The following is a 12,688-nucleotide window of genomic DNA, read 5'->3' on the forward strand; positions in this document are numbered from 1 at the left end:
TCGGTACGAAGGGTCGGGGTCGTCGCCCGCGTGAGGGACGGCCGGTACGCGCGTAGTGAGTCCGAGCCCTCGGAAGGACCCCCTCTTGGCCGCCTCGCGCAACGCCTCGAACAACTCCGCATCCACCGCCCCGCTCCGCATCTCCTTCGCGAAGATCCGCGAGCCTCTTGAGGTTCCCAACCTCCTCGCCCTGCAGACCGAGAGCTTCGACTGGCTGCTCGGCAACGCGGCGTGGAAGGACAGGGTCGAGGCCGCGCTCGCCGAAGGGCATGACGTCCCGCAGAAGTCAGGTCTGGAGGAGATCTTCGAGGAGATCTCCCCGATCGAGGACTTCTCCGGTTCGATGTCGCTGACCTTCCGCGACCACCGCTTCGAGCCGCCGAAGAACAGCATCGACGAGTGCAAGGAGCGCGACTTCACGTACGCCGCGCCGCTCTTCGTCACCGCCGAGTTCACCAACAACGAGACCGGTGAGATCAAGTCCCAGACGGTCTTCATGGGCGACTTCCCGCTCATGACGAACCAGGGCACCTTCGTCATCAACGGCACCGAGCGTGTCGTCGTCTCCCAGCTCGTCCGCTCCCCGGGCGTCTACTTCGACCAGAGCATCGACAAGACGTCCGACAAGGACATCTTCTCCGCCAAGGTCATCCCCTCCCGTGGTGCCTGGCTCGAGTTCGAGATCGACAAGCGCGACATGGTCGGCGTCCGCATCGACCGCAAGCGCAAGCAGTCCGTCACCGTGCTGCTGAAGGCACTCGGCTGGACCCCCGAGCAGATCCTCGAGGAGTTCGGCGAGTACGAGTCGATGCGCGCCACCCTGGAGAAGGACCACACCCAGGGCCAGGACGACGCGCTGCTGGACATCTACCGCAAGCTGCGTCCGGGAGAGCCGCCGACCCGCGAGGCCGCGCAGACGCTGCTCGAGAACCTCTACTTCAACCCGAAGCGCTACGACCTCGCGAAGGTCGGCCGCTACAAGGTGAACAAGAAGCTCGGCGCGGACGAGCCGCTGGACGCCGGCGTGCTCACCACCGACGACATCATCGCCACCATCAAGTACCTGGTGAAGCTGCACGCCGGGGAGACCGAGACGGTCGGCGCGTCGGGTCGCGAGATCATCGTCGAGACCGACGACATCGACCACTTCGGCAACCGCCGCATCCGCAACGTCGGCGAGCTGATCCAGAACCAGGTCCGCACCGGTCTTGCCCGCATGGAGCGGGTCGTCCGCGAGCGGATGACCACCCAGGACGTCGAGGCGATCACGCCGCAGACCCTGATCAACATCCGGCCGGTCGTCGCCTCCATCAAGGAGTTCTTCGGCACCAGCCAGCTGTCCCAGTTCATGGACCAGACCAACCCGCTGTCCGGGCTGACGCACAAGCGTCGTCTGAACGCCCTGGGCCCCGGTGGTCTCTCCCGTGAGCGGGCCGGCTTCGAGGTCCGTGACGTCCACCCGTCGCACTACGGCCGGATGTGCCCGATCGAGACGCCGGAAGGCCCGAACATCGGCCTGATCGGCTCGCTCGCCTCGTACGGCCGGATCAACGCGTTCGGCTTCATCGAGACGCCGTACCGCAAGGTCGTCGACGGTGTGGTCACCGACCAGGTGGACTACCTCACCGCGGACGAGGAGGACCGGTTCGTCATCGCGCAGGCCAACGCGCCGCTGACGGACGACAACACCTTCGCCGAGGAGCGGGTCCTGGTCCGCCGGCGTGGCGGCGAGGTCGACTACCTCACCGGCGCCGACATCGACTACATGGACGTCTCGCCGCGCCAGATGGTGTCGGTCGCGACCGCGATGATCCCGTTCCTGGAGCACGACGACGCCAACCGCGCGCTCATGGGCTCCAACATGATGCGCCAGGCCGTCCCGCTGCTGAAGAGCGAGGCGCCGCTGGTCGGCACGGGCATGGAGTACCGCGCCGCGGTCGACGCCGCGGACGTCATCGCGGCCGAGAAGGCGGGTGTGGTCCAGGAGGTCTCCGCGGACTACGTCACCGTCGCCAACGACGACGGCACGTACACCACGTACCGGGTCGCCAAGTTCACCCGCTCCAACCAGGGCACCGCCTTCAACCAGAAGGTGATCGTGGACGAGGGCGCCCGGATCGAGGTCGGCCAGGTGCTGGCCGACGGTCCGTGCACCGAAGAGGGCGAGATGGCCCTCGGCAAGAACCTCCTGGTGGCGTTCATGCCGTGGGAGGGCCACAACTACGAGGACGCGATCATCCTGTCGCAGCGCCTCGTGCAGGACGACGTCCTCTCCTCGATCCACATCGAGGAGCACGAGGTCGACGCCCGGGACACCAAGCTCGGCCCCGAGGAGATCACCCGGGACATCCCGAACGTCTCCGAGGAGGTCCTCGCGGACCTGGACGAGCGCGGGATCATCCGGATCGGCGCCGACGTCACCACCGGCGACATCCTGGTCGGCAAGGTCACCCCGAAGGGCGAGACCGAGCTGACCCCGGAGGAGCGCCTGCTCCGCGCGATCTTCGGTGAGAAGGCGCGCGAGGTCCGCGACACCTCGCTGAAGGTGCCGCACGGTGAGTCCGGCAAGGTCATCGGCGTCCGCGTCTTCGACCGGGAGGAGGGCGACGAGCTTCCCCCGGGTGTCAACCAGCTGGTCCGCGTGTACGTGGCGCAGAAGCGCAAGATCACGGACGGCGACAAGCTGGCCGGCCGGCACGGCAACAAGGGTGTCATCTCCAAGATCAACCCGGTCGAGGACATGCCCTTCATGGCCGACGGCACCCCGGTGGACATCGTCCTCAACCCGCTGGGTGTCCCGTCCCGAATGAACCCGGGACAGGTCCTGGAGACCCACCTCGGCTGGCTCGCCATGCAGGGCTGGGACGTCTCCGGGCTGAGCGACGAGTGGGCCCGCCGCCTCCAGGCGATCGGCGCCGACAAGTCCGACCCGGACACCAACCTGGCGACGCCGGTCTTCGACGGCGCCCGCGAGGACGAGATCACCGGCCTCCTCGGGAACACCCTCCCGACCCGGGACGGAGAGCGGCTGGTCGGCGAGTCCGGCAAGGCCCAGCTCTTCGACGGCCGCTCCGGCGAGCCGTTCCCGCACCCGATCTCGGTCGGGTACATGTACATCCTGAAGCTGCACCACCTGGTCGACGACAAGCTGCACGCCCGGTCGACCGGACCGTACTCGATGATCACCCAGCAGCCGCTGGGCGGTAAGGCGCAGTTCGGTGGTCAGCGCTTCGGTGAGATGGAGGTCTGGGCCCTGGAGGCGTACGGCGCCGCCTACGCCCTGCAGGAGCTCCTGACCATCAAGTCCGACGACGTCCTCGGCCGGGTGAAGGTCTACGAGGCCATCGTCAAGGGCGAGAACATCCCTGAGCCCGGCATCCCCGAGTCCTTCAAGGTGCTCATCAAGGAGATGCAGTCGCTCTGCCTGAACGTGGAGGTGCTGTCGTCCGACGGTATGTCCATCGAGATGCGCGACTCCGACGAGGACGTGTTCCGCGCCGCTGAGGAGCTCGGTATCGACCTGTCCCGGCGCGAGCCGAGCAGCGTCGAAGAGGTCTGACAGGGGTCGACGGGATCTCGGCTGCGAATCACATGAGCTGAGGTCCCGTCACCCCCGAGGCCCCCATCAGACCCATCAAGACTTCGACCCCGAAAGAGGGATTGACGACAAGTGCTCGACGTCAACTTCTTCGATGAGCTGCGAATCGGCCTGGCCACCGCTGAGGACATCCGCCAGTGGTCCCACGGCGAGGTCAAGAAGCCGGAGACCATCAACTACCGCACCCTGAAGCCGGAGAAGGACGGGCTCTTCTGCGAGAAGATCTTCGGTCCGACCCGGGACTGGGAGTGCTACTGCGGCAAGTACAAGCGCGTCCGCTTCAAGGGCATCATCTGTGAGCGCTGCGGCGTCGAGGTGACCCGCGCCAAGGTGCGCCGTGAGCGGATGGGCCACATCGAGCTGGCCGCACCGGTCACCCACATCTGGTACTTCAAGGGTGTGCCCAGCCGGCTGGGCTACCTCCTCGACCTGGCGCCGAAGGACCTGGAGAAGGTCATCTACTTCGCCGCCTACATGATCACCTGGGTGGACGACGAGCGCCGTACGCGCGACCTGCCCTCGCTGGAGGCCCACGTCTCCGTCGAGCGCCAGCAGGTCGAGCAGCGCCGCGACTCCGACCTGGAGGCCCGCGCCAAGAAGCTCGAGGCCGACCTGGCCGAGCTGGAGGCCGAGGGTGCCAAGGCCGACCAGCGCCGCAAGGTCCGCGAGGGCGCCGAGCGCGAGATGAAGCAGCTCCGCGACCGCGCCCAGCGCGAGATCGACCGCCTGGACGAGGTGTGGAACCGCTTCAAGTCCCTCAAGGTCCAGGACCTCGAGGGCGACGAGCTGCTCTACCGCGAGCTGCGGGATCGGTTCGGCACCTACTTCTCCGGTGCGATGGGCGCCGCCGCGCTGCAGAAGCGGCTGGAGTCCTTCGACCTGGAGGAGGAGGCGGAGAAGCTCCGCGACATCATCAAGACCGGCAAGGGCCAGAAGAAGACCCGTGCCCTGAAGCGTCTGAAGGTCGTCTCGGCGTTCCTGCAGACCACCAACAAGCCGACCGGCATGGTGCTGGACTGCGTCCCGGTCATCCCGCCGGACCTGCGTCCGATGGTGCAGCTGGACGGTGGCCGCTTCGCGACCTCCGACCTGAACGACCTGTACCGCCGCGTGATCAACCGGAACAACCGCCTGAAGCGGCTTCTCGACCTCGGCGCGCCCGAGATCATCGTGAACAACGAGAAGAGGATGCTCCAGGAGGCCGTCGACGCGCTGTTCGACAACGGCCGCCGTGGCCGTCCGGTCACCGGCCCGGGCAACCGCCCGCTGAAGTCCCTCAGCGACATGCTGAAGGGCAAGCAGGGTCGTTTCCGCCAGAACCTCCTCGGCAAGCGAGTCGACTACTCGGCCCGTTCGGTCATCGTCGTCGGCCCGCAGCTCAAGCTGCACCAGTGCGGTCTGCCGAAGGCCATGGCGCTGGAGCTCTTCAAGCCGTTCGTGATGAAGCGCCTGGTGGACCTGAACCACGCGCAGAACATCAAGTCGGCCAAGCGGATGGTCGAGCGCGCCCGCCCGGTCGTGTGGGACGTGCTGGAGGAGGTCATCGCCGAGCACCCGGTTCTGCTGAACCGTGCGCCGACGCTGCACCGCCTCGGCATCCAGGCCTTCGAGCCGCAGCTGGTCGAGGGCAAGGCCATCCAGATCCACCCGCTCGTCTGCACCGCGTTCAACGCGGACTTCGACGGCGACCAGATGGCCGTCCACCTGCCGCTGTCCGCGGAGGCCCAGGCCGAGGCCCGCATCCTGATGCTGTCCTCGAACAACATCCTCAAGCCGGCCGACGGCCGGCCGGTCACCATGCCGACCCAGGACATGGTGCTGGGGCTGTTCTTCCTGACCTCGGACCGCGAGGACCGGAAGGGCGTCGGCCGGGCCTTCGGCTCGATCGCCGAGGCCCTGATGGCCTTCGACGCCAAGGAGCTGGACCTGCAGGCGCAGATCGACCTGCGCCTCCCGGCCGGCACCGTCCCGCCCCGCGGCTTCACCCCGCCGGTGGACGAGGACGGCGAGCCGACCTGGACCGAGGGCCAGCCGCTGCGGCTGCGTACCTCGCTGGGCCGGGCGCTCTTCAACGAGCTGCTGCCGGAGGACTACCCCTTCGTCGACTACGAGGTCGGCAAGAAGCAGCTGTCGGCGATCGTCAACGACCTGGCCGAGCGGTACCCCAAGGTCACCGTCGCGGCGACGCTGGACAACCTCAAGTCGGCCGGCTTCTACTGGGCGACCCGGTCCGGTGTCACGATCTCCATCTCGGACGTCGTGGTGCCGCCGTCCAAGCCGCAGATCCTGGCGGGCTACGAGGCCCAGGACGCCAAGGTCCAGAAGCAGTACGAGCGCGGTCTGATCACCCGTGACGAGCGCCAGCAGGAGCTCGTCGCGATCTGGACCAAGGCGACCAACGAGGTCGCCGAGGCGATGAACGAGAACTTCCCGAAGACCAACCCCATCTTCATGATGGTGGACTCGGGTGCTCGTGGAAACATGATGCAGATGCGTCAGATCGCCGGTATGCGTGGTCTGGTGTCGAACGCGAAGAACGAGACCATCGCCCGACCCATCAAGGCGTCGTTCCGCGAGGGCCTCTCCGTGCTGGAGTACTTCATCTCCACCCACGGTGCCCGTAAGGGTCTCGCCGACACCGCCCTGCGTACCGCCGACTCGGGTTACCTGACCCGTCGTCTGGTCGACGTCTCGCAGGACGTGATCATCCGCGAGGAGGACTGCGGCACCGACCGCGGCCTCAAGCTGGAGATCGCCTCCCCGGGCGCCGACGGCAAGCTGGTCAAGAACGAGGACGTCGAGACCAGCGTGTACGCGCGGGCCCTCGCCGAGGACGTCGTCGTGGACGGGCAGGTGCTGGCCCCGGCCAACACCGACCTGGGCGACGTGCTGATCGACGAGCTGGTGAAGCACGGCGTCTCCACGGTCAAGACCCGCTCGGTCCTGACCTGCGAGTCCGCCGTCGGCACCTGCGCGATGTGCTACGGCCGTTCGCTGGCCACCGGCAAGCTGGTGGACATCGGCGAGGCGGTCGGCATCATCGCCGCCCAGTCCATCGGTGAGCCCGGTACCCAGCTGACCATGCGTACCTTCCACACCGGTGGTGTGGCGGGTGACGACATCACCCAGGGTCTGCCGCGTGTCGTCGAGCTCTTCGAGGCCCGGCAGCCGCGCGGTGTCGCCCCGATCACCGAGGCCGCCGGCCGCGTGCGGATCGAGGACACCGAGAAGACCCGCAAGATCGTCGTCACCCCGGACGACGGCGGCGAGGAGATCGCCTACCCGGTCTCCAAGCGCGTCAAGCTGCTGGTGGAGGAGGGCAGCCACGTCGAGGTCGGCGAGAAGCTGACCGTGGGTGCCACCAACCCGCACGACGTGCTGCGCATCCTGGGCCAGCGGGCCGTGCAGGTCCACCTGGTCGGCGAGGTGCAGAAGGTCTACAACTCGCAGGGTGTGTCGATCCACGACAAGCACATCGAGATCATCATCCGGCAGATGCTCCGCCGGGTGACGATCATCGAGTCCGGCGACGCCGAGCTGCTGCCCGGCGAGCTGGTCGAGCGCAGCCGCTTCGAGGCCGAGAACCGTCGGGTCGTCGCCGAGGGCGGTCACCCCGCCTCCGGCCGTCCGCAACTGATGGGTATCACCAAGGCCTCGCTGGCGACCGACTCGTGGCTGTCGGCGGCGTCCTTCCAGGAGACCACCCGGGTGCTCACCGACGCGGCGATCCACGCCAAGTCGGACTCCCTGCTGGGCCTCAAGGAGAACGTCATCATCGGCAAGCTCATCCCGGCCGGTACGGGCCTGTCCCGCTACCGCAACATCCGGGTCGAGCCCACCGAGGAGGCCAAGGCCGCGATGTACTCGGCGGTCGGCTACGACGACATCGACTACTCGCCGTTCGGCGCGGGGTCGGGTCAGGCCGTGCCGCTGGAGGACTACGACTACGGGCCGTACACCGGCTGATCTCCGGATCGCGTCGTTCGGACGGCGTGCGCAGGGCGGTTCCCCTTCGGGGGAGCCGCCCTGCGGCGTTTCCGGGGGGCGGGCCTTCTTGTACATTCGTACTGGTACAGATGTACAGGAAGCGTCGAGAGGAGGCCGGCCGTGGGGCTGCTCTACCTGTTGGGGGCGATCGGCAGCGAGGTGCTGGGCACCAGCCTGGTGAAGAGCACCCAGGGGTTCACCCGGCTGCTGCCCACGGCGGCCTGCCTGGCCTGCTACGCCGGGTCGATCCTGCTGCTGTCCCGGGCGACCCAGGCGGGGATGCAGGTGGGAGTCGCCTACGCGGTGTGGTCCGGGCTCGGTACCGTCGCCATCGTGCTGATCGGCTACTTCTTCCTCGGCGAGGGCATCAACGCGGCCAAGGTGCTGGGCATCCTGCTGGTGATCGCGGGCGCGGTACTGCTCAACCTCAAGGGGGCGCATTGAGTCCGACGGGCGCGGCGAAGGCGGCGCGGCGCGATCCGGAGGGCCGGAAGCGGGCGATCGTGGTGGCCGCCTGCGAGCTGATCGCCGAGGTGGGGGTGGGGCGGGTCACCCACCGGCTGGTCGCCGCGCGGGCGGGGGTGCCGCTGGGGGCCACCACGTACTACTTCCGCTCGCTGGACGAGCTGGTGGAGGCGGCGCTGCGGCATGCCGCGGAGCTGTCCGAGGCGGTGCTCGGGGAATGGCTGGCGGCGGTCGAGACGGCGGAGCCGGCGGAGCTGCCGGCCGTGCTGGCCCGGCTGACCGCGGAGTACGTCCGCGACCCGGAGCGGGTCACGCTGGACACCGAGCTGTACGTCGGCGCCGCCCACGAGGAGCGGCTGCGGCCGCTGGCGCGGGAGTGGGTGGACGGCTTGGTCGCCGCGCTGACCCCGGCGGCGGGCGCGCCGGCGGCGCGGGCGGTGGCCGCGTATCTCGACGGCGTCGTGCTGCACGCGTTCATCCTGGGCCGCCACGTCGACGTCCCGGAGACCCACGCGGCGCTGGCCGCGCTGCTACTGCGCCGGAGGCGCGATTGATCCGGCCCGCACGCCTTCGCCCACCGGGCGTCAACATCCCGGCGTCGGCGGCTGCGGTCCGTAGTTCCGCTTCGCGCAGTTCCCCGCGCCCCTGAGTTGCTGCGCAACTCGCGGGGCGCCCCGGATCCGCGGCCCGAAGGGCCAGGCGGATCAGGGGCGCGGGGAACTGCGCGGCCGGCCGCGTACGGTCTGCGGACGGGTACGGAGAGTGGGTTGCAGCCCGGGGGCCGTTGCCGGGTGCGGCGCGGTGGTGGGCTGGTCGCGCAGTTCCCCGCGCCCTTGGGATGCGCCTTCGGCGCCGGAGGCGCGAAAACAGGGGCGCGGGGAACTGCGCGGTCGGCTGCGTATGGTCTGCGGGCGGGTGCGGAGATTGGGTTGCAGCCCGGTGGCCGTTGCCGGGTGCGGTGCGGGGGTGGGCTGGTCGCGCAGTTCCCCGCGCCCCTGGGATGCGCCTTCGGCGCGAATTCAGGGCTACTTCAGGGCGCCCCGGGCGGAGCCCAGTTGCGCTCGGTCTGCGGCGGCCTGGCCGGCGATCCAGCCGGCGTAGTCGCGCGCGGCCGGTGCCCGCGTGGACTTGAGCTCGGGGAACATCCGGTCCGTGGAGTCGCGGACCGCCGCGTCCCGCGCGGCCAGCGCCGGCAGCAGGCGGGACTCCCGGCTCTCCCGCTCCGCCGCCCCCGCCTCCGACTCGTACTCCTCCTCGGCCGCGCTGGCCGCCGCGGACAGCCGCTGGGCGATCCGCTCGGCGTAGGCGACCAGGAAGGACTGCCGGAAGGCCCGCTTCCGCGAGCCGCTGCGCACCGCCGCGCCCTCCTGGTTGAGCGCCGCCGTCGCCTGCACCAGCAGCGAGGTGTAGAGCAGCTCGACGGACTCCAGGTCCACCGGGAAGCCCAGCACCGTGCAGAACCCCAGCGACTGCGACCACACCACCCGGCACCGGTTGGCCGCCGCCACCGCGTTGAGGAGGGCCGCCTTGGCCCCCTCGTACGGCGCGTCCACGCCGATCCGGATGGCCTCCGGCCGCTCCCGTCCGCCGGACTCCACGGCCAGCAGGGCGTGGTCGATGCTGTGCCGGGCCATCAGCTGCTGCGCCTTGGCGGTGAGCGCCTCCGCCTCCTGGGGGAACTCGGTGGACTCGGCCTTGGCGAGCAGCGCGCGGATCCGGTCCAGCACGCGCGGGTCACCGGTGCCGGTGTCCACGGCCGCCGCCGCGGCGTCCGCGCGCGAGCCGTCGCGGCCCGGCGCCGGGCCGACCGGCTTGATCGGCGGCAGCCAGCAGAGGAGGCGGAGGAGCTCGAAGACGGTCGTCGCGGTGGAGAAGCGGTCCGCCTTCTCCCGCGCGGCCACCGCGGCCAGGAAGCGGTCGTCGGCGCCCCAGCCCGGCCGCGCCTCCAGCGCGGCCAGCTGGGCGGCCCAGCGGGCCGGGAGCGCGGCGGTCGGGTAGCGCCGGGCCTCGGAGGCGATCAGGTCGACGACGAGGCGGGTGTGCCGGGGGGTGGATTCGCGGCGGACGATCCGCTCGACGTCGGCCGGCTGCCAGCCGTTGCTCCAGAGCCGGCCGAGCAGCTGGTCGCCGAGGACCAGCAGCGCCCGGCCGGCGGCGGACCACTCCTCGGCCGGCTCGGCCAGCCCGGACGCGGCCACGTCGACGGCGTCGGTCAGCCCCGACTCGGGAGCCTCCAGGACGGGGCCGAGCAGCGCGGAGAGCCGCTCTCCGGGCGATCGCCGGCCGTTCCGCCGCTCGTCCCGCCGGCCGTCCCGCTCAGCGTGCTCGGCCCGCTCGTCCCGCTCCTCCCGCTCCTCCCGGCCGTCCTGCTCGCGGGCGTGCGCGAAGCGCAGATGGACCTCCCGCACCGGACGTCTGGTGCGGCGGCCGCCCTGGCTGCGCTGGCCCATCGCGTGTGCTCCCTGCTCGCTCTGCTCTGCTCGCTACTCACTGCTGCCGACTGCCCGCTGCCGCCGACTGCCCACAGTTCACTGCCCGAAGATCCTGCCCTGCGCCACCAGCGTCTCAGGAGGGTAGGACAAGCTCCCGCCGGGACCGGAAGCGGAACCGCTCCCCGGTGACCGGATCCTCGAACTCCAGGCTGCGGGCGAGGAGTTGGAGCGGGCTCGTCCAGTCCTCCGGGGTGTCGTCCGGCTCCGGCTCCGGCCCGGAGTACAGCCGGTCGCCGAGGATCGGCAGGCCGAGTCCGCGCATGTGCACCCGCAGCTGATGGGTGCGCCCGGTCGCCGGGAGCAGCCGGTAGAGGCCGTGGCCGCCGCGGGCGGAGAGCAGCTCGATCCGGCTCTCCGCGTTGGGCTCCCCGGGGACGACCCGGGCGGTGAGCTCTCCGCGCTCCTTCACCAGGCGGTCGCGCACGGTACGCGGGAACGCGAGCGCGGGATCGTGCCGGGCCACCGCCCGGTACTCCTTGCGCACCCGGCGGTCCTGGAAGAGGCCCTGGTAGGCGGCCCGGTCCCGGCGGTTGAGCACGAACAGCACCACGCCCGAGGTGAGCCGGTCGAGCCGGTGGGCGGCGCTCAGCTCCGGCAGGTCGAGCTCCCGGCGCAGCCGGGCCAGCGCCGACTCCGTGACGTGCCGGCCGCGCGGGATGGTGGCCACGAAGGGCGGCTTGTCCACGACCAGGATCCGCTCGTCCCGGTACAGCACCGGGATCGGGAACGGCACCGGCCGCTCCGCCGGCAGTTCCCGGTGGTACCAGAGCAGCAGCCCGGGGGAGTAGGGCGCCTCGGGCGGCAGCGGGGAGCCGTCCGCGGTGACGAAGCCGCCGTCCGTGAGCATCCGGTCGACGAGCGGCCGCCGGCCGCCGTCGGTGCCGCCGAGCCGGTGCCGGAGGTAGGCGCCCGCGCTCGGCCAGTCGATCTCCTCGTCCAGCGGGAGGCGCAGCCGCACCGGGTCGATGCCCAGCCGCTGCGGAAGCGGTGCGGGCGGTGGTGCGGGGCGGCGGCTCATGCGGGCAAGGGTAAGCCCGGACGGCCCGGCGGGGCCGCTGAGCCACCGGCCCACACTGGCCCCCGGCCCACCGGCCCCCGGTCCACCGGCCCCGGCCCCCGGGCCGCCGGCCCGTACGCGCGGCCCCGTACGGCCGGCCCCCTGCGGCGGTACCGTGCGATCCATGGCGGAGGACGCAGTGCGCGCGGGAGCGCGGAGGGACGTGCCGCTGGTGGCGGCGCTCACCGGGGCCGGGATCTCGACCGACTCGGGGATCCCGGACTACCGGGGCCCGAACGGGCTGTGGCGGCAGGACCCGGACGCGGAGAAGCTGGTCACCTGGTCCTACTACATGGCCGACCCGGAGATCAGGCGCAGGGCCTGGAAGGTGCGGCAGGCCGCGGCCGAGCGGCCGGTCCGCCCGAACGCCGGGCATCGGGCCCTGGTGGACCTGGAGAGGTCCGGAGTGCCGGTGCGGGTCCTCACCCAGAATGTGGACGGCCTCCACCAGGCGGCCGGGACGCCGGACCGCAAGGTGCTCGAACTCCACGGCTCCAGCCGGGAGTTCGTCTGCGTCGAGTGCGGCGCGCGGGGGCCGATGGCGGAGGCGCTGGCCCGGGTCGCCGCCGGGGACCCGGACCCCGCCTGCCACGAGTGCGGCGGGATCCTGAAGTCCAGCACCGTGATGTTCGGCGAGAACCTGGACGCCAGGGTGCTCACCCAGGCGCGGGCCGTCGCGGCGGCCTCCGACGTCCTCCTGGCGATCGGCTCGACCCTCCAGGTCCACCCGGCCGCGGGCCTGGTGGACACGGCCCTCGCCGGCGGCGCCCGGGTGATCATCGTCAACGCCGAACCGACGCCGTATGACCGGTACGCGGAAAGGCTGATCCGGGAGCCGATCAGCAAGGCACTTCCCGAACTCGTGTACGAGTTGAGCGGGTTGCGCAGGCCGGGCGAAGCCCGCTAGACGCGTTCCGCGCATGTGGCAAGCTGTCGCCGTGCGCACGCCCCGCATTGCGAACGGGGCCTGACCCCGACCAGGGCTCGACCCACGGGAGACCGCCTGTGACCCGGCCGACCACCGACGTACCGTCAGAAACCGCGACAGGAGAGCGAATACCGCGGACCGCGACCGCGAGGGTGCCGCGG

General features: G+C 70.7%; 7 protein-coding genes. 5 read left to right on the top strand and 2 right to left on the bottom strand.

Annotated features, from left to right (window positions below; translation table 11 throughout):
• Positions 1-85 precede the first annotated feature (85 nt).
• The 4 genes from rpoB (at position 86) to BS73_RS40455 (ending at position 8,604) form a co-directional block, all read left to right on the top strand.
• Positions 86-3,559, top strand: a complete 3,474-nt coding sequence (rpoB, locus tag BS73_RS22620; protein ID WP_037575254.1) for a DNA-directed RNA polymerase subunit beta — start codon at positions 86-88, stop codon at positions 3,557-3,559.
• 111 nt (positions 3,560-3,670) lie between these two features.
• Entirely contained in the window at positions 3,671-7,564 is a 3,894-nt protein-coding gene (locus BS73_RS22625) for a DNA-directed RNA polymerase subunit beta' (RefSeq protein WP_037575256.1), read from the top strand.
• Positions 7,565-7,705: 141 nt separating this feature from the next.
• Positions 7,706-8,029, top strand: coding sequence for a DMT family transporter (locus BS73_RS22630; protein WP_037575258.1), 324 nt, complete (start codon positions 7,706-7,708; stop codon positions 8,027-8,029).
• Positions 8,026-8,604: a TetR/AcrR family transcriptional regulator gene (locus BS73_RS40455; RefSeq protein ID WP_037575260.1), complete on the top strand. Its 579-nt coding sequence runs from the start codon at positions 8,026-8,028 to the stop codon at positions 8,602-8,604. Before BS73_RS22630 ends, BS73_RS40455 begins: the two co-directional genes overlap by 4 nt.
• A 471-nt stretch (positions 8,605-9,075) precedes the next feature.
• Here the strand turns inward: BS73_RS40455 and BS73_RS22640 are convergent, their stop codons facing one another.
• Both BS73_RS22640 and BS73_RS22645 read right to left on the bottom strand, forming a co-directional pair.
• The gene (locus tag BS73_RS22640; RefSeq protein WP_152617689.1) at positions 9,076-10,500 is read right to left on the bottom strand and encodes a DUF2786 domain-containing protein; all 1,425 of its coding nucleotides are present in this window, start codon (positions 10,498-10,500) and stop codon (positions 9,076-9,078) included.
• A gap of 115 nt (positions 10,501-10,615) precedes the next feature.
• On the bottom strand, positions 10,616-11,560 hold the full coding sequence (locus BS73_RS22645) for a pseudouridine synthase (RefSeq protein ID WP_037575262.1): 945 nt from the start codon (positions 11,558-11,560) through the stop codon (positions 10,616-10,618).
• Between the two features lie 163 nt (positions 11,561-11,723).
• Between BS73_RS22645 and BS73_RS22650 the strand changes: the two genes are divergently transcribed.
• Positions 11,724-12,506 carry an SIR2 family NAD-dependent protein deacylase gene (locus BS73_RS22650; protein WP_037575266.1) on the top strand — a complete coding sequence of 261 codons (783 nt, stop codon included), beginning with the start codon at positions 11,724-11,726 and terminating at the stop codon, positions 12,504-12,506.
• Positions 12,507-12,688 lie beyond the last annotated feature (182 nt).

Source organism: Phaeacidiphilus oryzae TH49 (genome assembly GCF_000744815.1).
GTDB lineage: Bacteria > Actinomycetota > Actinomycetes > Streptomycetales > Streptomycetaceae > Phaeacidiphilus > Phaeacidiphilus oryzae.

Excerpts from the sequence above, each read along its gene's own strand:
- BS73_RS22640 (WP_152617689.1), bottom strand. The coding sequence starts at position 10,500 with ATGGGCCAGCGCAGCCAGGGCGGCCGCCGCACCAGACGTCCGGTGCGG.
- BS73_RS22645 (WP_037575262.1), bottom strand. The coding sequence starts at position 11,560 with ATGAGCCGCCGCCCCGCACCACCGCCCGCACCGCTTCCGCAGCGGCTG.
- BS73_RS22650 (WP_037575266.1), top strand. The coding sequence starts at position 11,724 with ATGGCGGAGGACGCAGTGCGCGCGGGAGCGCGGAGGGACGTGCCGCTG.